At 74.8% G+C, this 20710-nt stretch carries 19 protein-coding genes; 8 read left to right on the top strand and 11 right to left on the bottom strand.

What is annotated here, in order from left to right; all coding sequences use genetic code 11:
- Positions 1 to 184 precede the first annotated feature (184 nt).
- On the top strand, positions 185 to 2608 hold the full coding sequence (gene lon, locus ACIQPQ_RS07510) for an endopeptidase La (protein WP_401300889.1): 2424 nt from the start codon (positions 185 to 187) through the stop codon (positions 2606 to 2608).
- Positions 2609 to 2868: 260 nt separating this feature from the next.
- Positions 2869 to 3360, top strand: a complete 492-nt coding sequence (locus tag ACIQPQ_RS07515) for a MarR family winged helix-turn-helix transcriptional regulator (protein WP_401300891.1) — start codon at positions 2869 to 2871, stop codon at positions 3358 to 3360.
- A gap of 48 nt (positions 3361 to 3408) precedes the next feature.
- Here ACIQPQ_RS07515 and ACIQPQ_RS07520 read toward each other — a convergent pair whose 3' ends face one another.
- Positions 3409 to 4194: a hypothetical protein gene (locus ACIQPQ_RS07520; RefSeq protein ID WP_401300894.1), complete on the bottom strand. Its 786-nt coding sequence runs from the start codon at positions 4192 to 4194 to the stop codon at positions 3409 to 3411.
- Positions 4195 to 4572: 378 nt separating this feature from the next.
- Between ACIQPQ_RS07520 and ACIQPQ_RS07525 the strand changes: the two genes are divergently transcribed.
- The 5 genes from ACIQPQ_RS07525 to ACIQPQ_RS07545 are packed head-to-tail and all read left to right on the top strand — an operon-like array spanning position 4573 to position 10380.
- Positions 4573 to 7515: a nitrate- and nitrite sensing domain-containing protein gene (locus tag ACIQPQ_RS07525; protein ID WP_401300897.1), complete on the top strand. Its 2943-nt coding sequence runs from the start codon at positions 4573 to 4575 to the stop codon at positions 7513 to 7515.
- Entirely contained in the window at positions 7512 to 8045 is a 534-nt protein-coding gene (locus tag ACIQPQ_RS07530; RefSeq protein WP_401300900.1) for a roadblock/LC7 domain-containing protein, read from the top strand. The genes ACIQPQ_RS07525 and ACIQPQ_RS07530 overlap by 4 nt, the downstream gene beginning before the upstream one ends.
- Positions 8042 to 8470 (top strand): DUF742 domain-containing protein, encoded by a 429-nt coding sequence (locus ACIQPQ_RS07535; protein WP_383778448.1) that lies wholly within the window; start codon positions 8042 to 8044, stop codon positions 8468 to 8470. The genes ACIQPQ_RS07530 and ACIQPQ_RS07535 overlap by 4 nt, the downstream gene beginning before the upstream one ends.
- Complete coding sequence (locus ACIQPQ_RS07540; RefSeq protein WP_401300904.1) at positions 8451 to 9095, top strand: GTP-binding protein; 645 nt, start codon at positions 8451 to 8453, stop codon at positions 9093 to 9095. Before ACIQPQ_RS07535 ends, ACIQPQ_RS07540 begins: the two co-directional genes overlap by 20 nt.
- A 31-nt stretch (positions 9096 to 9126) precedes the next feature.
- Positions 9127 to 10380, top strand: a complete 1254-nt coding sequence (locus ACIQPQ_RS07545) for a styrene monooxygenase/indole monooxygenase family protein (RefSeq protein ID WP_401300907.1) — start codon at positions 9127 to 9129, stop codon at positions 10378 to 10380.
- A gap of 46 nt (positions 10381 to 10426) precedes the next feature.
- On the opposite strand, the gene ACIQPQ_RS07550 is transcribed toward ACIQPQ_RS07545, so the two are convergent.
- From ACIQPQ_RS07550 to ACIQPQ_RS07565, 4 genes are all read right to left on the bottom strand, one after another.
- The gene (locus tag ACIQPQ_RS07550; protein WP_401300910.1) at positions 10427 to 11575 is read right to left on the bottom strand and encodes an NlpC/P60 family protein; all 1149 of its coding nucleotides are present in this window, start codon (positions 11573 to 11575) and stop codon (positions 10427 to 10429) included.
- Between the two features lie 158 nt (positions 11576 to 11733).
- Positions 11734 to 12009 carry a hypothetical protein gene (locus ACIQPQ_RS07555; protein WP_401300913.1) on the bottom strand — a complete coding sequence of 92 codons (276 nt, stop codon included), beginning with the start codon at positions 12007 to 12009 and terminating at the stop codon, positions 11734 to 11736.
- A gap of 36 nt (positions 12010 to 12045) precedes the next feature.
- Positions 12046 to 12696: a TetR/AcrR family transcriptional regulator gene (locus ACIQPQ_RS07560; RefSeq protein WP_401300916.1), complete on the bottom strand. Its 651-nt coding sequence runs from the start codon at positions 12694 to 12696 to the stop codon at positions 12046 to 12048.
- Positions 12697 to 12755: 59 nt separating this feature from the next.
- Positions 12756 to 13694, bottom strand: coding sequence for a diiron oxygenase (locus ACIQPQ_RS07565; protein ID WP_401300919.1), 939 nt, complete (start codon positions 13692 to 13694; stop codon positions 12756 to 12758).
- A gap of 187 nt (positions 13695 to 13881) precedes the next feature.
- Here ACIQPQ_RS07565 and ACIQPQ_RS07570 point away from each other — a divergent pair, with 187 nt between their 5' ends.
- A complete protein-coding gene (locus tag ACIQPQ_RS07570; protein WP_401300922.1) occupies positions 13882 to 14202 on the top strand; it encodes a hypothetical protein in 321 nt (106 codons plus the stop codon).
- Between the two features lie 30 nt (positions 14203 to 14232).
- Here the strand turns inward: ACIQPQ_RS07570 and ACIQPQ_RS07575 are convergent, their stop codons facing one another.
- From ACIQPQ_RS07575 to ACIQPQ_RS07600, 6 genes are all read right to left on the bottom strand, one after another.
- Entirely contained in the window at positions 14233 to 14769 is a 537-nt protein-coding gene (locus tag ACIQPQ_RS07575; RefSeq protein WP_401300925.1) for a DUF3291 domain-containing protein, read from the bottom strand.
- 101 nt (positions 14770 to 14870) lie between these two features.
- On the bottom strand, positions 14871 to 16331 hold the full coding sequence (locus tag ACIQPQ_RS07580) for a penicillin-binding transpeptidase domain-containing protein (RefSeq protein ID WP_401301560.1): 1461 nt from the start codon (positions 16329 to 16331) through the stop codon (positions 14871 to 14873).
- A gap of 95 nt (positions 16332 to 16426) precedes the next feature.
- Positions 16427 to 17797, bottom strand: coding sequence for an FtsW/RodA/SpoVE family cell cycle protein (locus ACIQPQ_RS07585; protein WP_401300928.1), 1371 nt, complete (start codon positions 17795 to 17797; stop codon positions 16427 to 16429).
- Between the two features lie 89 nt (positions 17798 to 17886).
- Complete coding sequence (locus tag ACIQPQ_RS07590) at positions 17887 to 18246, bottom strand: SH3 domain-containing protein (protein WP_401300931.1); 360 nt, start codon at positions 18244 to 18246, stop codon at positions 17887 to 17889.
- A 146-nt stretch (positions 18247 to 18392) separates the two neighbouring features.
- Positions 18393 to 19745 (bottom strand): ATP-binding protein, encoded by a 1353-nt coding sequence (locus ACIQPQ_RS07595; protein ID WP_401300933.1) that lies wholly within the window; start codon positions 19743 to 19745, stop codon positions 18393 to 18395.
- Positions 19742 to 20611 (bottom strand): hypothetical protein, encoded by an 870-nt coding sequence (locus ACIQPQ_RS07600; RefSeq protein WP_401300935.1) that lies wholly within the window; start codon positions 20609 to 20611, stop codon positions 19742 to 19744. Before ACIQPQ_RS07600 ends, ACIQPQ_RS07595 begins: the two co-directional genes overlap by 4 nt.
- Between the last annotated feature and the right edge of the window lie 99 nt (positions 20612 to 20710).

Here is a 20710-nt window from a genome sequence, read left to right on the forward strand (position 1 = left end):
CGGGGACCGGCCGGAGGGGCGACTCGCGGGACGGGCCGGAAGGGCGGCTCGCGGGGCCGGCTGGAGCGGCGGCTCGCGGGGTGCCGTTGATCGCCCACAGCGAACGCGGCACCCCGCGGGGAACATCCAGGCGCTCACATGCATTGAGTCGGCATAACTCAACTTGACTGCCTAAGGGGAGATCATGGCTGCTGAGTCCGCAGCGTTCACACCGCTCACCCTGCCCGTGCTGCCGCTCGACGACGAGGTCGTGCTGCCGGGGATGGTGGTTCCGCTCGACCTCAACGACACCGACGTCCGCGCCGCCGTGGAGGCCGCGCAGGCCGCCGCCCGGTCCGGGCCCGGCAAGCCCCGGGTGCTGCTGGTGCCCCGCGTCGACGGGGCGTACGCGAGCACCGGTGTGCTCGGCACCGTCGAGCAGGTCGGCCGGCTCGCCGACGGCGATCCGGGCGCCCTCATCCGCGGCCGGGCCCGCGTGAAGATCGGCGCGGGGACCACGGGGCCGGGCGCGGCGCTGTGGGTCGAGGGCACCCGGATCGACGAGAGCGTGCCCGAGCCGCTGCCCGGTCACGTCACCGAACTGGTCACCGAGTACAAGGCGCTCGCCACCGCCTGGCTGCGCAAGCGCGGCGCCTGGCAGGTCGTCGACCGCGTGCAGGCCATCGACGACGTCTCCGCGCTCGCCGACAACTCCGGGTACTCGCCCTTCCTCGGCACCGAGCAGAAGATCGAGCTGCTGGAGACCGCCGACCCGGTCGTCCGGCTCCGCCTCGCCACCCGCCAGCTCCGCGACCACCTCGCCGAACAGGACGTCGCCGAGACCATCGCCAAGGACGTCCAGGAGGGCGTCGACAAGCAGCAGCGCGAGTTCCTGCTCCGCCGTCAGCTGGAGGCCGTCCGCAAGGAACTCCGCGAGCTGAACGGCGAGCAGGAGGGCGAGGAGTCCGACGACTACCGCACCCGCGTCGAGGCCGCCGACCTGCCCGAGAAGGTCCGCGAGGCCGCCCTCAAGGAGGTCGACAAGCTGGAGCGCTCCTCCGACCAGTCGCCCGAGGGCTCCTGGATCCGCACCTGGCTCGACACCGTCCTCGAACTGCCGTGGAACGAGCGCACCGAGGACCAGTACGACATCAAGGGCGCCCGCGCGGTCCTCGACGCCGAGCACGCGGGCCTGGAGGACGTGAAGGAACGCATCACCGAGTACCTCGCGGTGCGCAAGCGCCGCAGCGACCGGGGCCTCGGCGTGGTCGGCGGGCGGCGCGGCGGGGCCGTGCTCGCGCTCGTCGGGCCGCCCGGCGTCGGCAAGACCTCGCTCGGCGAGTCCGTCGCGCACGCGATGGGCCGGGAGTTCGTCCGCGTCGCCCTCGGCGGCGTCCGCGACGAGGCCGAGATCCGCGGCCACCGCCGTACGTACGTCGGTGCCCTGCCCGGCCGGATCGTGCGCGCGATCAAGGAGGCCGGGTCGATGAACCCGGTCGTGCTCCTCGACGAGATCGACAAGGTGGGCTCCGACTTCCGGGGCGACCCGGCCGCCGCCCTCCTGGAAGTCCTGGACCCGGCGCAGAACCACACCTTCCGCGACCACTACCTGGAGGTCGAACTCGACCTCTCCGACGTGGTCTTCCTCGCCACCGCCAACGTCCTGGAAGCCATCCCCGAGGCCCTGCTCGACCGTATGGAGCTGGTCCGTCTCGACGGCTACACCGAGGACGAGAAGGTCGTCATCGCCCGCGACCACCTGCTCCCGCGCCAGCTGGAGCGGGCCGGTCTCCAGCCCGACGAGGTCGCCCTCGACGAGAGCGCCCTGCGCAGGCTGGCCGGGGAGTACACCCGCGAGGCGGGGGTCCGCACCCTGGAGCGGGCCATCGCCCGGCTGCTGCGCAAGGTCGCCGCCCAGCACGAACTGGGCGAGCGGAAGCTGCCGTCCACGATCACCGACGCGGACCTGCGCGACCTGATCGGCCGCCCGCACCACGTGCCCGAGTCCGCCCAGGACCCCGCCGAGCGGCGTACCGCCGTGCCCGGTGTCGCGACCGGGCTCGCGGTCACCGGGGCCGGGGGAGACGTCCTCTACGTCGAGGCGTCGCTGGCCGACCCGGAGACGGGCGCGGCCGGACTGACCCTGACCGGTCAGCTCGGCGACGTGATGAAGGAGTCGGCGCAGATCGCGCTCAGCTTCCTCCGCTCGCGCGGCGCCGAACTGGAACTGCCGGTGGCCGACCTCAAGGACCGGGGTGTGCACATCCACTTCCCGGCGGGCGCGGTCCCCAAGGACGGCCCGAGCGCGGGCATCACGATGACGACGGCCCTGGCCTCCCTGCTGAGCGGGCGCCTGGTCCGCACCGACGTGGCCATGACCGGCGAGGTCTCCCTCACCGGGCGGGTCCTGCCCATCGGCGGCGTGAAGCAGAAGCTGCTCGCCGCGCACCGGGCGGGCGTCACCACCGTGATCATCCCCAAGCGCAACGAGCCCGACCTGGACGACGTCCCGGCGGAGGTGCTGGACACCCTCGACGTCCACGCCGTCACCGACGTCCGCCAGGTCCTGGAACTGGCGCTGTCCCCGGCGACGAACGGGGCGGCCCCGGAGGTTCCGGTCGCGGCGTGACGGACGCGACCGGAGACGGCGGGCCCGGCTCTCCCCGAGCCGGGCCCCTGCCGTACCGAAGGGGACACGCGGGCCCGCCCCGCGACGGATCGCGCGAGGGACCGCCCCCGCGACGCTACGCCCGTAGATCCGCGGCCCGTCCGCGGGAGCCGAAGGCGGCGTCCGGCCCTCACCTGCGAAATACTGGGGGCGCCGTGCGAGCGGCGGACGCGGGCGGCCGGCCCGCCGCAGCGGAAATTTCCCGGATCAGAGGTGCAGACGTGCGCGAGGACGGCAACGGCGAGGGGCAGGGGCGCGGCCCCGGGCCCGGCCCGGCGGGTGCGGACCGGGAGTTCCTCTCCCTGGAGCGGGAGCTGACGGTGCTGCTGCGCCGCGCCCGCGCCAGCCAGGGCGAGATGGCCCGCGAGGTCCACCCCGACCTGGAGTCCGCCGCGTACGGCCTCCTCGTCCGGCTGGAGGAGCTGGGCCGTCAGCGCGCCACCGAACTCGCCGCCTACATCGGCGTCGGCAAGGCCACCATGTCCCGCCAGTTGCGCGCCCTGGAGCAGCTCGGCCTCATCGCCCGCGAGCCCGATCCGGCCGACGGCCGGGCCTGGCTGGTCGACCTCACCGAGGAGGGCCGCACCCGCGTCGGCCGCGTCCGCGAGGCCCGCCGCGCCCGCTACGTCAGCCAGCTCGCCCACTGGGACCGCGGCGAGGTCGCCGAACTGGCCCGGCTGCTCAACCAGTTGAACATCGGCATGGCCAAGTAGTCCCGCCCCGGCGGGCGATGTCCCCGCCCGCCGGCCCGCGCCGGAGCCTCACAGCTCGACGTACACCGCCGTCGCGTCGTCGTGCCGCTTGCCCCGGCCGAGCAACGCCCTTGCCTCGTCGGCCCGTTCCAGCTCGCGCACCCGGTCCACCACCGCGCGGGCGCCCTTCCCGGCGACGTACGCGAACAGGTCCGTCCAGTCGCCCTCGCGGAACGTCTCCGTCCACCGGGTCACGCCGTCGCTCAGCGCCGCCAGCCGCGCCACGGACGTCCGCGGCACCGAACCGGTCACCGCGCGGTCGGCCACCGACGGGTCGGCGGCGGCCGTCCAGAAGCCGCCCTCCTTGTTGCGGGCCCGCGCGTCGCACACCTCCGCGCTCACCAGCAGCTCCCTCGGCACCCGCGCCAGCCGGTCGTCCAGCACCGGCGTGACCTCCCCGGACACGCCCCCGAGCAGCACCGCCGCGTCGCACAGCACCAGATGGTCCACCGAGTCCGCTGACCAGCGCACGACCGCCACGGTTGCCTGCGGGGTACGCGGGTGAGAAAGGTCACAGGTCCCGGCGTGCGCCTCGGCGGTACGCGCCACCGCGCGCGCCAGCAGCTCCGTCAGCGGAACATCCGGGAGGGAAACGGTCAGTTCGGTCAGCGCCCCGCCGAGCCGCGCCGTGAACCAGGGGACCGAATGCAGACACCCCCCGCCGTCCCGCGGCGGCGTGACCCCGTCGAGCACGACGACCGAACCGCCCTGCCCCGACGCGGGCAGTCCGACACTCGCGAAGTCCTCGTTGGGCCGGTTCCGGTCGCCGGGCTCCGACACAAGTTCCGTACGCATCCGGCCAGTCTGCACCAGGCCTCCACACTCTGCGCGAATGCTTGGCAACGTTGCCGAGCCCGGCCGGACCACGCAGGTCAGACGCCTGATTTGGCGTGAATTCGGAGGGAAGTGCGGCGCCTTGGCGACGCGTGGCGGCGCATCCTGCCAAAGGCGGCCGCCCACGTCCAACCGGCCCGCCCCGCACAGCCGTCGCACAGGCCACGGGAACTTGCCCGCCAACTCCCCTCCGATGTTCACTCCTTCGGGTGGCGGGCCCCGCGATGCGCGGCCCCTGTCCACCGGCACTGGGAGGGTCGGACACCGTACCGGACGCAACGATCGGTCGACGGGGCGTCATCCGGCCCATGGGTACACGAGTCAGGAATGCGAGCACCGGTGCAGAAGACGCGGCCTCGGCGCACAGGCAGCAGGACGGCCTCCGAAGGGGACGCGGAGCGCGCCCCGGTCGGCAAGGGCCGTCCCACCCACGTCCGCAACCGGCTGATCGTCGCGGTGGCCGTGGTGGCCGCCGCCGTCGCCGCGGCGGGAGCGCCCTCGGTCCTCGACGCCTCCGGGCAGTTGAAGGACTCCCAGGACCTGGTCACCCTGGCCGAACAGACGCAGGACGCGCTGGCGCTGGCCCAGTCGATCGCCGACGAGCGCGACCAGGTCACCGTCTACATAGCGGCCGGGCGCTCCAAGTCCCGCGCCCCGTCCACCGAGGGCAGCGCCCGCGTGGACCGGCAGGCACGGGAACTGGCCACCGCCACCGACCTGCCCGCCGCCCTGCGCAAGAGCCTCGACGCCCTGCCGTCCGTACGGCAGGAGGCCCTGACCGGCCGCAGCGACGCGCTCCGGGCCCACGAGGCGTACTCCGCCGCCGTCACCGCCCTGCACGGCCTCGCCGAGCGGCTCGCCGAGCAGATGCCGCCCCGCGCGGGCTCCGGCGCGCACGCCCTCGCCGAACTCGACACCGCCGTCCAGCAGGCCGGAGCGGTCCGCGGACTGCTGCTCGCCGCGCTCGCCGTGCCCACCAGCACCGAGAGCGTCTACGACCCCGCCACCGGCCTCTCCACCACCGAGAAGGTCTCCTCCGGCGCGGACGCCAAGAAGCGCGACGCCCTCACCGCCGCCGCCCAGCAGGCCCGCCTCCGCTCCGACGCGGCCCTCGCCGCCTTCCGCGAGAGCGGCACCGACGCGGCCGTCGCCTCCTACGACGCCTCGGTCACCGGCGGCGAGACCGAGACCGCCGAGAAGTACCTCGCCGACCTCACCGACCAGCCCACGCTGTCCGACGACGAACTCGACACCCCCGCCAAGAAGCTCGACGCCGCGCTCTCCGCCCGTGTCGACCTGATGCGCGGCGTCGAGTCCTCCCTCTACGACGGCCGCACCAAGGACCTCGCCCGGCTCCGCGACGACGACGTCACCGCCTGGGAGATCCGCCTCGCCCTGCTCGGCGCGCTGGTCCTGTTCGCCGTCGCCGTCGCCGCCGGCATGGCCCGCGGCCTCACCCGCCCGCTGGCCGTCCTGCGCCTGGGCACCGCCCGGCTGGCCGGGGCCGAACACCCGGGCGCCGAGGAGCCGTTGCGCTTCACCGGCCGCAACGACGAGTTCGCCCAGGCCGTCCGCTCCGTCAACGCCCTGCACGCGCACGCCGTCGCCCTCCACGAACGCGTCACCACCCTGGAGTCCGACCGCAAGCACCTCGTCGGACAGCGCCAGAAGATGGCCGACGCCCGCGAGGAACTGCGCGCCGAACTCAGCGAGTCCACCGCCCACCTGGAGCGGCTGCGCGGCAGCATCGGCGGCACCTTCGTCAACCTGTCGCTGCGCACCCTCGGCCTCGTCGAGCGGCAACTCGCCGTCATCGAGGGGCTGGAGGAGCGCGAGCAGGACCCCGACCGGCTCGCCACCCTCTTCAAGCTCGACCACTTCGCCACCGTCATGCGCCGGCACAGCGAGAACCTCCTCGTCCTCGCCGGGACCGAGCACGTCCAGCAGCACGCGGGCCCCATCCCGCTGGTCGACGTCGTCCGCGCCGCCGTCAGCGAGATCGAGCGCTACGAACGCGTCCGCATCGCCGCGCTGCCGCCGCACGCGCACGTCGCCGGGTTCGCCGCCGACGACCTGAGCCACCTGCTGGCCGAACTCCTGGAGAACGCCACCTCGTTCTCCCCGCCGGACCTCCCCGTCGAGATCTCCGGCTGGCTGCTGGAGAGCGGCGAGGTCATGCTCTCCGTCCAGGACGAGGGCATCGGCCTGCCCGAGGAGCGGCTGGAACGCCTCAACGCCCGCCTCGCCGAGTTCGACGCGGACTCGCCGTACGAGCAGGAGGGCGAGGAAGGGCTGGGCCTCGGGCTGTACGTCGTGGCCCGGCTCGCCCACCGGCACGCGGTGCGGGTGCAGTTGCGCGAGCACAAGCAGGGCGGGCTCACGGCCGTCGTCGTTCTGCCGCAGCCGCTGCTCGCCCCCTCGTCGGCCACGGCGGTCCCGTCGACCGCCCCGGCCGCGGGCACGGGCACCCTCTCCCTGCCCGGCGCCGACGCCGAGGCCAACTCCAACGTCCTGCCGGGCCGCCCGAAGCAGGGCGCCGACCCGTTCGTCGAGGCCGCCGAACGCGCCGTACGGGAGGCCGAGGCCGAGGCCGAGGACGCGGCGGAAGCCGGGGAACCGGCGGCGGCAGGGGACGCGGGCGAGCCCGAGCCCCAGCCCGCGAAGGCGGCCCCGGCCACCGGGGCACCCGCCCGGACCGAAGCCGAGGCACCCGCCCGAGCCGAAGCCGAAGCCGAGGGCCCCACCACCCCCGAGGCCCCCACCGCCCCCGACGCCGCCCCCCGCGCCGACAGCGAGACCGTCACCGGCACCGGCGTCCACCTCCCGACGCGCCCCGCCCCCTCGGCTCCCGCCGAGACCACGATGGAACTCCTGATCCCCGCCCCCCAGGGCGAGCCGGAGTCCATCCCGGCGGAGCCAGCGGCCACCGCGGCTCCCGACGAGAGCGAACACCAGCGCACCCCCGACGGGGACCCGCACACCCCCGACGAGGAGCCGCTCACCGACAAGGGCCTGCCCAAGCGGACGCCGAAGATCACCGCCCCCCAGGCCGCACCGAGCCGGCGCGGCGGCTCCGTGGACGCCGACGCGCTCCGCCGCCGACTGGGCGGCTTCCGCCGCGGGGCGGAGGCCGGATACCGCGAGGTCGCCGCCGAGACCACCGGACAGCCGGACGGCGGACGGGCCCGGCCGGATCGCGACGCACGGGCCCGGACGGCTCAAGAAGCACACGCACACGCCGAAGATGACACGGGGGGCACAGTCGAGGAGGCAAGCAGTTGACCGCGCCGAGTACCTTCGGACTGAGCAGTGAAGCCCGAAACCTGCACTGGCTGTTGACCAACCTGGTGGACGAGGTGCCGGGCATCCGCTCGGTCGCCGTCGTCTCCTCCGACGGTCTGCTGCTGCTCTCCTCGGACCAGGACCGCGTCGACGCGGCCCGCCGTCCGCAGGACGCCCGACCCGCCGGCCCCCGGGGCTCGGCGGCCGACCTCGCCACCATCGTCTCCGGTGTCGGCAGCCTCACCGTCGGGGCCGCCAAGCTGATGGACTTCGGCGGGGTCAAACACACCATGGTCGCCATGGACGAGGGCAGCCTCTTCGTCATGTCGATCAGCGACGGCTCCCTCCTCGGGGTGCACGGCGCCGCCGACTGCGACATGAGCGTGGTGGCGTACCACATGGCGCTCTTCGTGGGCCGCGCCGGACACGTCCTGACCCCCGAACTCCGCACCGAACTCCGCAAGTCGCTGGAGTCCGAGCCGGACGCGGAAGCGCGGGCCGCGGCCACGAGCACCGGGAGCGCGCGATGACCACGGGCCCCCGCAACCGGCAGCAGCTCCCCGTGCGCGGCGGCGACCGCCGTCCCGCCCGGGTCCGGCCCTACTCGCTGACCGGCGGGCGCACCCGCTTCGGTCACGTCCTGCTCGTCGAGACGTTCGTGGCGACCACGGCCGAGCTGGAGGCGCCCGAGGAGCGCAAGGAGCTGACGAACGGCTCCCTCACCACCCGCGTCATGCCGGAGCTGCGGGCCATCGTCGAACTCTGCCGCCGGATGCGCACGGTGGCCGAGATCGCCGCGCTGCTGAAGATGCCGCTCGGCGTGGTCCGGGTGCTCCTCAGCGACCTCGCGGACCAGGGAAAGATCCGTGTGTACGGCACCGGTACCGCCCACGGTACGGGCCGTCCCGACCGCGCTCTGCTGGAAAGGGTGCTGAGTGGACTCCGTCGTCTCTGACGCCGCCGGTGTCAGCCCGTTCCCCGACGCCTCCCGCGCCGAGGAACCCCTCCTGCCCTGGCAGCAGGACCGCACCCGCGCCCCCGTCGCCACCAAGATCGTGGTGGCGGGCGGCTTCGGCGTCGGCAAGACCACCCTCGTCGGGACGGTCTCGGAGATCACGCCCCTCCAGACGGAGGCGCTGATGACCGAGGCGAGCGAGGAGACCGACGACCTCAGCGGCACCCCGGACAAGGTGACCACCACGGTCGCCATGGACTACGGCCGCATCACCCTCGACGACGACCTGGTGCTCTACCTGTTCGGCACGCCGGGCCAGCAGCGGTTCTGGTTCATGTGGGACGACCTGACGCGCGGCGCGATCGGCGCGGTCGTCCTCGCCGACACCCGCCGCCTGAAGGACTGCTTCCCCGCGCTGGACTACTTCGAGAGCTGCGGCCTGCCGTACGTGGTGGCGGTCAACCACTTCGACGGCAGCGAGCCGTTCGCCCCGGAGGACGTGCGGGAGGCCCTGACGGTCCCGCGGCACATACCTGTCATGATCATGGACGCGCGCCGCAAGATCTCGGTGATCGAGACCCTGCTGTCCCTCGTGGGCCACGCGCTGGACGAAACCCCCGAGTAGGCCCCCCGGGGCCGGCTAGGAGACACCCCGCATGCGGAAGATACTCGTCGTGGGGGCCGGCCAGTCCGGTCTCCAGCTCGCCCTCGGCCTCCAGTCGAACGGGTACGAGGTCACCCTGATGTCGAACCGGACCGCGGACGAGATCCGCGCGGGCCGGGTCATGTCGACGCAGTGCATGTTCCACACCGCGCTCCAGCACGAGCGCGACCTCCAGCTCAACTTCTGGGAGCAGCAGGCCCCCAGGATCGAGGGCCTCGGTGTCTCCGTGGCCGCCCCCGGTTCGCACGACCCCGGCCCCACCCAGCGCGCGATCGACTGGGTCGGCCGCCTCGACGGGTACGCCCAGTCCGTCGACCAGCGCGTGAAGATGGCCGGCTGGATGGAGACCTTCGCCCAGCGCGGCGGGCAGCTCGTCATCCACGGCGCGGCCGTCTCCGACCTCGACTACTTCTCCCGGGCCTACGACCTCGTCCTCGTCTCGGCGGGCAAGGGCGAGCTGGTGCGGATGTTCGGCCGCGACGCCGCCCGCTCCCCGTACACCGAGCCGCAGCGCGCCCTCGCGGTGGCCTACGTCCACGGCCTCGGCCCGCGCCCGGAGCACCCGGAGTTCGACGCGGTCCGCTGCAACCTGGTGCCCGGCGTCGGCGAGCTGTTCGTCATGCCGACGTTCACCACCTCGGGCCGCGCCGACATCCTGTTCTGGGAGGGCGTCCCCGGCGGCCCGCTGGACGCGTTCCAGGGCGTCAAGGACCCGGCGGAGCACCTCGCCCTCACGCTGGAGCTGATGGAGCGCTTCACGCCGTGGGAGTACGCGCGCGCCACCAAGGTCGAGCTGACCGACGCGGGCGGCACCCTCGCCGGACGGTACGCGCCGACGGTCCGCAACCCGGTCGGCGTGCTGCCCGGCGGCGGTCATGTCCTCGGTGTCGCGGACGTCGTCGTCGCCAACGACCCGATCACCGGCCAGGGTTCGAACTCGGCGGCCAAGTGCGCCGCCGCCTACCTCGACGCGATCCTGGAGCACGGCGACCGGGAGTTCGACGAGGCGTGGATGCGGGCCACCTTCGACCGCTACTGGGAGACCGCCCAGCACGTCACCAAGTGGACCAACGCCATGCTGGCCCCGCCGCCGGAGCACATCGTCAATCTGCTCGGCGCCGCCGGTCAGCTCCAGCCGGTCGCCGACCGCTTCGCCAACGGCTTCGACAACCCGGCCGACTTCGAGAACTTCTTCTACGACCCGGAGAAGGCCGCCGCCTACCTCGCCGAGGTCGGCGGCGCCTGAGCCGCGCCCCGGGGGCCCGTCCGCGCCCCGCCCGTCCCCGCCGGGGTCACAGCCGTCCGAGCGGGCCGGTCCGCCGCAGCGGGCCCGTCTGCTCCGGGCGCGGGGCCGGCTCCGCCGCGGGCGGGGTGTACGGCGTCCGCAGCGGCTTCCCCGCCGGGTCCGGGCGGACCGCGCCCAGTACCGGCAGGGCCGCGATCGGGGTCACCTTGACCCGCTCGCCGGTGCGCGGGGCCTGCACCACGCGGCCCTCCCCGAGGTAGAGGGCGACATGGGTGGCCTCGGGGAAGTAGACGACCAGGTCGCCGGGGCGCAGCCGGTCCAGGGGGACCCGGTCCAGCTCCGCCCACTGCTCCTGGCTGGTGCGGGGGATCGGGGTCCCGGCGCGGGCCCACGCCACCGAGGTCAGACCCGAGCAGTCGTACGAGGCCGGGCCCTCGGCGCCCCACTCGTACGGCTTGCCGAGCTGTTCGACGGCGTACCGCAGGGCGCGCTCGCCGCCGGCGGACGGCGGGCGGTCGTCGGCGGGGAGGGCGCCGGACGCGGTGATCTCCTCCTGGGCCTCGGCGACCCCGGCCCGCTCGGCGGCGGCGACCGCGGCGAGCTGCCCGGCGGACAGCGAGGCCAGCATCGCCTGGACGCCGTCGAGGCGCCGCCGTACGTTGTCGCGGGCCTTCTTCTTCCGCTCGGTGAGCGTGAGCTGGGCGTCGAGGGCGGCGCGGGCCCGGCGGGCGAGCCCGTCCGCCGCGCGCTCCCCGCCCTCCAGCCGCCCCACCGTCCGCGCCCGCTCCCGCGCCACCCGGTCGATCACATGCCCCTGGTCGAGCGCGTGCTGCGGGTCCCGCGCGAGCAGCAGCCGTACGTACGGGGAGAGCGCCGAGCTGTTCTGGTACTGCTGCCGGGCCAGCCGTCCCGCCGCGCCCCGGCTCTCCTGGAGGGAGAGGCGGGTGCGGGTCAGGGCGGCGCCGAGGCGTGCCGCCTCCGCCCGGCGCTCGGTGAGCCGTTCCTCGGTGGCGTTGTAGGCCTCGGTGGCCTGCTCGGCCTCCCGGTACAGCTTCTGAAGGTCCGTCAGCAGCGCGGCGGGCGACCGCCCGCCGGGCGCCGGTGGTTCGGGCGCGGCCACCGCGACCCCGGGGGCGAGCAGGGCCTGTGCGGCCAGGGCCGTCGTACAGACCAGTCGCAGCAGCCTTCCTGACACCTCATCACCTCCGCCGGGAGGGGCGGCCGTTCCGCCCCGCACGGCGAGCATCCGGGCCGGACGCGCGGTCCGCGCGCCGGACGTACGCGGTTCGGCGCAACCGCGTCACCCCTCGGCGTCGTCCCGCTTGCCGCCCGGCGTGGCGCCGTGCAAGCCGGTCACGGGGTGGTGCCGCGCTTCGACCACGGCCAGCGCAGCCGGTCGCCTTTCCTGCCCTCCGGGTCGTACACGTACTTCCAGCCGCGGGTCAGCCCCAGCTTCCCGGGGTGGGCGCGCGGCTCGCGCCGGTAGACCAGCACGGTGTCCGGGCCGCCGGACGGGTCGGGCACGGGCACGCGGTACGTCTTCGGCGGGTGGCCGGTCGGACCCAGCAGGACCGGGAGGACGCGGCCGTCCAGGGGCCCGCCCTCGAAGGAGGTGTCTTCGCTCTTCACGCCCCCAGTGTCGGTCAGGCCCGCCGGGCGCGTCCGTCAGGCCTCCGACGCGAGCGCGTCCCGCAGCAGCGCGGCCGTCTGCGCGTCGCGGGCCGCCGTCACCGTCAGGAGCGCCGCGAACTGGTCCACGAGCCAGTCCCGCAGCTCACCGGCGGGCGGGTCCTTGTCCTCGTCGAGCCAGATCAGCGAGGCCGCCTCCACCGCCGTGATCCACATCCGCACCGTCATCCGCAGCCGGGGGCCGGGGTCGCTCACCCCGAGGTGGCGGTGGATGTGCTCGGCCGCGGCCCGCCGTACGCCGTCCACCAGGGCCGTCGTCCGGGAGGTCTCGACGACGCTGCCGCCCTGGAGGAGGGCGCTGAACCCGGCGTCGTGCTCGGCGACGAACGTCAGATAGCGGTCGAGGGCGCGGCCCAGCCGGGCGAGGGCGGGTCCTTCGAGGGGCTCGTCGAAGCAGTGCCGCAGGTCGTCGGCGGCGGAGCTGAGCGCGGCCTCGTACAGCTGCTGCTTGCCGCCGGGGAAGTACCGGTAGACCAGCGGCCGGGAGACCCCGGCGGCCTCGGCCACGTCGTCCAGCGAGACGTCCTCCGGGGCGCGGTGCGCGAAGAGGGACAGCGCGGTGTCGAGGAGCTGGCTGCGGCGCTCCTCGACGCTGAGGCGACGGTAGGCGGGGGCGGCGGGGCTCATGCCCAGCAGCGTAATCGTCCGCCCCCGGCCGTGGCCCCGTCCGGCCGCCGGGCCGCCGCTCAGGCCAGCAGTCCGGACGCCTGCCACAGCCGCCGCCCCACGCCGCGCAGCACGCCGATGTCGTCGAGGAAGTCGGTCAGTTTGCGGGCGCCGTTCTGCATGACCTCCCGGCGGTGGCCGCTGGCCTTCACCTGGGCGACCGCCTCCCGCCGGTCGAGGCCGACGTTGGTGTAGACGTCCGGGTTGACGAAGGCGATGGAGAAGACCCGCGCGAACTCGCCGGAGGTGACGCGGGTGAACTCCTGCGACCACTTGGGCGCGGTCACCATCTGGCGGCGCAGCTCCTCCCGCGCGTACCGCACGTGCCGGGCCTCCTCCACCACGTGGATGCGGGTGACGCCCCGCACGAGGGTCTGCACCCGCTCGTCGGGGAAGGTCAGCCGCTGCATCCAGTCGAGGACCTCCTCGCCGAGCAGTGTCGCGGTGAAGGAACCGGGGGTGGTGGAGATGGTCTTGAAGACGCGGCCGAGGGTCTGGTGCGCGCGGCTCACCGGGTAGTACGGGGTGCCGCCCTGCGCGATCAGCCGGGCGAACATCTTGGAGTGCCGGCACTCGTCCTCGATCTCGGTGAGCGCGTAGCGGACGTGCGCGCTCGTCGCGGACTTGTCGTAGATGTGCCGGACCAGCAGCTGCATCAGGATCAGCTCGAACCAGATGCCGAGGGAGGCGAGCGCGGCGGCCTCGTGCCGGGACAGCAGCAGGCGCTGCTCCTCGCCCATGCGTTTCCACAGCGGGGTGTCGTACAGCGACACCAGCTCCGGCGGCCAGAACCACTTGCCGTCCTCGAAGGGGGCGTCCCAGTCGAGTTCCTTGTCGGGGTCGAAGGAGTGCTTGGCGGACGAGGCGAGGAGCCGCTCGGCCACCTGCTCCCGGTCCTTGAGCAGCCCGAGCGCGTCGCGCAGGCCGTCGAGGGCGTCGGCTTCCGTCAGGGTCGTCATGGCTGATCCACCTCGTCGTACGGGGACGGGTACGCGGACGTACCGGTGCGGAGGTACGGTGACGCTCTTATGAGACTGCCTGTCAGCAAGCTCGTCAATCCCCTGCGCGGGACTTGTCGGTCCCGCGCCGGGGCCGGACCCGCCCCGCGTGGCACACTGGGCCGCCGCACGACTCCGGGGGGCTGACATGGACGAGCGGGACGACGAGGGAGTGGCGGCCGCGGAGCCGTTCCCCGTGCTGCGGGTGCACAACCGCGGCCCGCACCTGCTGGAACTCCTCCTGGAGCCGTACGGCAGCGACCACTGGCTCCGCCCCGGCGTCACCTTCGTCGTCTACACCCTCGGCCCGCCGTCCGGGGTCCCCTTCGAGGTCGACCACGAGCCCGGCCGGATCACCGTGTACGCCGAGAGCCTGCCCGCCTACGTCGGCGACGAGGCGGGCGAGGAGATCGACTGCGGCCACGAACGGCCGCTGCCGCCGGGACCGTTCCGGCCTCCGCCGCCCTGACCGGCCCGGCCCGGCCGCGGGGCGCGCCCCTCACGCCGGGCAGCCGAGCCCCTCCGGCGCCGTGAAGGGCTCCGCCGCCGTGCCGTCGCCGGGGGCCGGGAACGGCTCGCGCAGGGTGAAGGCGTACGGCGTCGGGCCGTGGGTGCGCAGATGGAGCAGCCGGGCCTCCGCCTCGGCCACCGTCGGACGGTGCCCGGCCGGCACCCACCACAGCGCGGTCATCGCCTCCCGCACCCGCGCGAACCACTCGCGGCGGCGGGCCAGCATCTCCCGGTGCCGTCCCTGGTACATGTACGCCGTCAGCGCGTCGGTGTCCCGCCACACCGTCAGATTGAGGATCAGCCAGGCGTCCCCGAAGACCGCCACGTCGGTGGCGTTCCCCTCCGCCGACTGGAGCCGCCAGACGAAGCCGGGCGCGGCCTCCGCGTCCGCGTTGACCGGGTCGAGCGCGTCCACGAAGTCCTTCAACTCCGGTGAGTCCAGCGGGAAGAGGAGGCGCGAGATGTTGACCTGGGCGAGTTCGGCGGCGGCGGGCGCGGCGGGCGTGGCGGCGGCGATGTCGGTCATGGCCGAACCGTAGGACGCCCCCCGGACCCGCCGGTACCCCCGTCTCACGCCCGGCCCGTGCCCGCCTCCGCCTCACCCCTCAACTCACCGCATCCGGCCGCTCATCGGCGTCCGAGCACCGTCTCCATCACGGCCCGCGCCACCGGCGCCGCGAGACCGCCGCCGGTGATGTCGCCGCGCCGCGCCGCCGAGTCCTCCACCACCACCGCGACCGCCACACTCGGCTCCGCGTCCCGCTCGCCCTGCGCCCAGGACACGAACCAGGCGTACGGCGTACCGGCGTTGCCGACGCCGTGCTGCGCGGTGCCGGTCTTGCCGCCGACCGTCGCGCCCCGGATCGCCGCGTTCCCGCCGGTGCCCTCGCGCACCACGTCCGTCATCAGCTCCCGCATCGTCCGCGCCGTCGACGGCCGCATCACCTGCCGCACCGGCCGCGCACCCGCCGTGGCGACGGTCGCGCCACCGCTGCGCGTGGTCCGCTCCACCAGGTACGGCGTCCGCAGCCGCCCCCCGTCGGCGACGGCCGCCGCCACCATCGCCATCTGCAGCGGCGTGGCCCGCGTGTTGTACTGCCCGATCGACGACAGCGCCAACTGGGCCCGGTCCAGGGTGCGGTCGAAGGTGCTGCGCGCCACCGAGAACGGCACCCGCACATCGGCCGCGTTGAACCCGAACGCCTCCGCCGTCCCCACCATGCGCTCCAGCCCCACATCGACACCGAGCTTGGCGAACACCGTGTTGCACGACCACATGAACGCCTCGCGCAGCGGCGCGTCCTCGCAGCCCTCGCCCTCGTTGGTCAGCAGCGTCGTCGTGCCGGGCAGCCGGTACGGCGCGGGGGAGCGGGTCGGCGCGTCCGGGTCGCGGATCACCCTCGCGTCCAGCGCCGCCGCCGCGGTCACCACCTTGAACGTCGACCCCGGCGGATACGTCTGCCGCACCGCCCGGTTCAGCATCGGCCGGTCCGGGTCGGCGTTCAGCCGCTCCCACGCCGCCGCCACCGCGGGCCCGTTCCCGGAGAGTTCGGCCGGATCGTACGAGGGCGCCGTCACCAGCGCCAGGATGCGCCCCGTCGACGGCTCCACCGCCGCCACCGCCCCCTTGCGCCCCGCCAGCCCCTCGTACGCCGCCCGCTGCGCCCCCGGATCGAGCGTCGTCACCACGTCCCCGCCCGCCGGGCGGCCCCGGGTCACGTCGTTCCACAGGGGCAGCGGCGACAGCAGCGGGTCCGTCCCGGCAAGCAGCCCGTCCTCGGCGTGCTCCAGGAACGTCGTCCCGTACACCTGCGAGGCGAACCCGGTCACCGGCGCGTACAACGGCCCTTCCTGGTAGGTCCGTTCGTAGCGCAGCTGCTCGCGGGTGTCGCGGGAGCCGGTCACCGGGGAGCCGCCGACCACGATGTCGCCGCGCGGCTGCCCGTAGCGGGCGATGGCGGTGCGCCGGTTGGCCGGGTTGTCGTCGTAGCCGTCCGACCGCACCACCTGCACCCGGGCCGCGTTGGCCAGGAGGGCCAGCAGGAGCAGAGCGCAGAAGACGGCGGCGTGCCGGATGTGCCGGGTCATCACCGGCGCGGGCCGCCCGCCGACCGCCGCGCCGCCCCGGCCCGGGGGAGCGGCGGGTCCGCCGAGCCCGTCGCCACGATCGCCCGGTCGCCGTCTCACGGTGCCGCCTTCCCGTCGTACTGGCGCCGGGCCGAGTCGCTCACCCGGATCAGCAGCGCCACGATCGCCCAGTTGCTGACCACCGACGAACCCCCCTGCGCGAGGAACGGCATCGGCATGCCGGTCAGCGGGATCAGGCCGGTCACCCCGCCCGCGACGACGAAGACCTGGAGCGCCCAGATCGAGGCGAGCCCGACCGCCAGCAGCCGCCCGAACGGGTCGCGCAGTTCGACGCCCGCCCGGAAGCCGCGCTCGACCAGCAGGCCGTACAGGAGGAACAGCGCGCACAGGCCCGCCAGACCCAGTTCCTCACCGGCCGTCGCCAGGATGAAGTCCGACTTCACGGCGAAGCCGATCAGGATCGAGTTCCCGAGCCCCAGGCCGGTGCCGAACGCGCCGCCCGCCGCGAAGGAGAACAGCGACTGCGCCAGCTGGTTGGCGCCCTCGCCCGCCTCGATCGACGCGAACGGGTGCTGCCAGTCCTCGACACGGCTGTGCACGTGCGGCTCCAGCCAGCCGACGGCGACCGCGCCCAGCGAGGCCAGCACCAGCCCCACCGCGATCCAGCCGATCCGGCCGGTCGCCACGTACAGCATCACCACGAAGAGGCCGAAGAAGAGCAGCGAGGTGCCGAGGTCGCGCTCCAGGACCAGCACGCCGACGCTCAGCAGCCAGATCGCCAGCACCGGCCCCAGCACCCGGCCGGTGGGCAGCTGCACGCCCAGGACACGGCGCCCGGCGTGCGCGAGCGCCGTGCGGTTGGCGGCCAGGTACGCGGCGAAGAACACCGCCAGCAGCACCTTCGCGAACTCGCCGGGCTGGATGGAGAATCCGGCGATCCTGATCCAGATCCGGGCCCCGTTGACCGCCGGGAACAGGATCGGCAGCGTCAGCAGGACCAGCGCGGCGACCACGCACACGTACGCGTACCGCTGGAGCACCCGGTGGTCGCGCAGCGCGGCCACGACGAAGAGGAACAGGGCCACGCCCAGCGTGGACCACACCAGTTGGGTCGGCGCGGCCCGGTCGCCGGGCGTCTCCAGGTCCAGCCGGTAGATCAGCACCAGCCCGGTCCCGTTGAGCAGCACCCCGATCGGCAGCAGCAGCGGATCGGCGTACGGCGCCCGCAGCCGGACCGTCAGATGCGCCAGCAGCGCCAGCACGCCGAGCCCGGCGCCGTAACCGGCGGCGCCGGGCGGGACGCTGCCGTCGTGCGCGAGCCCGACGGCGCAGTAGCCGTACACCGACAGCAGGACGGCCAGCACGATGAGGGAGAGTTCGACGCCGCGCCGCCGGGGCAGGCGGGGGGCGGCCGGGGCCGGTGCCCCGGCCGGTGGCGTGATGACCTCGGCTCCGGCGTGCGTCATGTCCGGAATTTACCCAAAGGGGGCTCCTTGTGAGCCGTGTGACTGCGGGTGCGGGCGGCGCGCGTCGCGCGGCCGGCCCGGCGCGGGGGTCAGCACCAGCGGGGCGCCGGTCCCAGGTCGCGGATGTACCGCGCGGAACCGTAGGCCCAGGCGCCGTCCGTGAGGAGGTACCAGCGGTTGTTGCCGTCGACGCTCTGGCCGGTGGTCCGGCAGTACACCGTCACGATGTCGTTCCGCAGAGCGACCCGGACGACCTTGCCGCCCCGGTCGGGCGCGCTGCGCAGCAGCAGCCGGCTCGCGGTGACGACGCCCTTGTACAGCCGGGGCGCGGCGCGGGTGCCCGGCTCCGGCTCGCTCGCGGCGGCGGCCGGGGTGAGGGCGGCGGCGCCGACGAGAGCGGCGGTGCCGACGGCTATGGAGAGACGGGCGAGCGCGGAGCGCGGGGTCATGGCGTACCTCCGTGGGGGGTGGGGAGGATGGGGCACAACTGACTCTCCGCCACATTAGGGACACCCCGGCGGGGCCGCCCCCCGGACTGCGCCATCGGAGCGGCCCCGCCCACCCCCGCCTGCTGGGGCACCGGGCCCCGTCGGCCCTACGCCCCCGGCCCCGTCGGCTCCTCCTGCGCCCGCGCGGCCGGGCTCGGCAGGGTCAGCGTCGCCACCGCCCCGCCGTCGGCCGCGTTGGTGAACGCCAGCCGGGCGCCCAGCACCTCCGCCTGCCCGACCGCGATGGTCAGCCCGAGCCCGTGCCCCCGCGCCCCGCCCTCGGTACGGAACCGCTGCGGGCCGTGCGCCACCAGGTAGTCGGGGAAGCCGCCGCCGTGGTCGCGCACCGTCACCACCGGGCCGTCGACGGTCAGCACCACCGGCGCCCGCCCGTGCCGGTGCGCGTTGGCCAGCAGGTTGCCGAGCACCCGCTCCAGCCGCCGCCGGTCGGTCTCCACCCGTGCGTCCCGCACCACCCGCACCTCGGTCCCGGCGGCTCCGGGAGTCTCGGAGGTTCCGGGGGTCTCGGGGGTCCCGGCGGCAGAGGCCGTCACGGTCGTCCCGCCGCCCGCCCGCGCCACCCGGTGCGCGAGCGCGCCGAGTTCCTCGGTGTCGGGCTCCAGCCGCTCCCGCCGGGTGTCCAGCCGGGAGATCTCCAGCAGGTCCTCGGTGAGGGTGCGCAGCGCCGCCACCCGGTCGCGCACCAGCTCCGTCGGCCGTCCCGGCGGCAGCAGTTCGGCCGCCGCGTGCAGCCCGGTCAGCGGGGTGCGCAGCTCGTGCGCCACGTCGGCGGTGAAGCGCTGCTCGCTCAGCAGCTTGCCCTGGAGCGAGGCGGCCATCGAGTCCAGCGCGAGGGCGACGGCGGCCACCTCGTCCTGCGGCAGCCGGGCCGGGTCGCGGGTGCGCGGGTCGTCCACGCGCGCGTCCAGGTCGCCCGCGCTGATCCGCCGGGCCACCCGCGCGGTGGCGTGCAGCCGCCGCGTCACGCGGGTCACCGCGAACGCGCCCACCAGCAGCGTCGCCCCGATCGCCAGCGCCGACGACCAGAGGATGGCCCGGTCCAGGCCCTCGATGGTGCGGGCGCTCTGCTCGTAGTCGACCTCGACGCCGAGGGCCCGACGGCCGTCGGCGGGCCCGGCGGCCCACATCGTCGGACGGCCGCGGTGCTCGGCGACGACGGTGCCGCGCTCGCCGGACACCGCCAGCGCGCGCAGCGCGGGCGGCAGCCCCGGCGGGTCGACGCCCGCGCCCGGTCCGAGCGTCTCCCCCGTCTCGAACGCGGTCGTCGCGTCCTCCAGCCGCTCCAGCGCCAGGTCACGGGCCTGGCCGACGGTCTGATGCGTCACGGAGACGTGCACCAGGACGCCGAGCAGCGCGGCGAGGGCGCAGCACATCACGGTGATGAACACGGCGGCCTTCACCGCGAGCGTCCCCGCCCACCGGGGGCGCGCGAGCCTCATCGCCCGCCGACCGCGGCCGTGCCCGTGGGGGAGGGGGACGCCGTCGCCGCACCGGAGGGCGAGCCGGTGCCCGTACCCGACGGGGCGGGCGTGGCGCCGGGGGTGCGGGCCGGGCGGGGCGCGTGGGGCCGTCCGCCGGTGCGCCGCATCTCGTCGTGCGTCAGCAGCATCGCGTTCTGGTCGGCGTCCCAGGTCCACTGGAGCCGGTACTCGTACCCCGCGACCTCCGACGGCGAGCGGATGATCAGCGACCGCCCGGCCAGCTCGACCCCGCTCACCGCGTCCTCCCAGCCCATGATCTGCACCAGCCGCCCCTTCTCGACGGTGTAGACCCGGACCGCGGTCAGCTCGCCCGGCAGCAGCCGGAAGCCCAGGGTCAGCTCGTCCCGCCCGTCCCCGGTCAGATCCCGGTAGTAGGCGCGCAGCACCGGGCACCGCCCGCGCTCCGGTCCGCTCCCGTCGCAGTCGGGCATCCGCGCGGCCGTCCCCCGGTACGGGGCCGTCGAGCCGTCGTAGTCGTCCGGGTGCGCGGCGATCTCCCGCCGTACGACCTCGACCGGGGCCACCCGGCGGATCGCGCCGCCGGGCACGGTGACGCCCTTGACGACCTCGGTGTTGACCTCGTCGATGTCGAAGGCGGGGCTCGACGCGGGCGGCAGGTCGGGCCAGAGCCGTTCGGGGCTGACGGCGGTCGGGGTGGACCCGGCGCCCTCCAGCCCGCCCGCGTCCCCGCAGGCCGCGCCCGCCGCCACCAGCAGCCCGACGACGCCCGCGGCGAGGACGGCACGCCGGACGCCGCGCCGGGTTCCGCGCGCGCGGACGTGCCGGTCGGCGCGCGGGGGAGGGGCGGGACGGTGGTGCGGCACGGGGCTCCTGTGATCATGACGGTGGTCGGCCCCGTACACCATATTCAGGGTCACGTCCCTTTTGCGCACCGAGCGGGCCGCGTACGGAGCGGGGGCGGG

It is taken from the genome of Streptomyces sp. NPDC091281 (assembly GCF_044757425.1).
Lineage (GTDB): Bacteria > Actinomycetota > Actinomycetes > Streptomycetales > Streptomycetaceae > Streptomyces.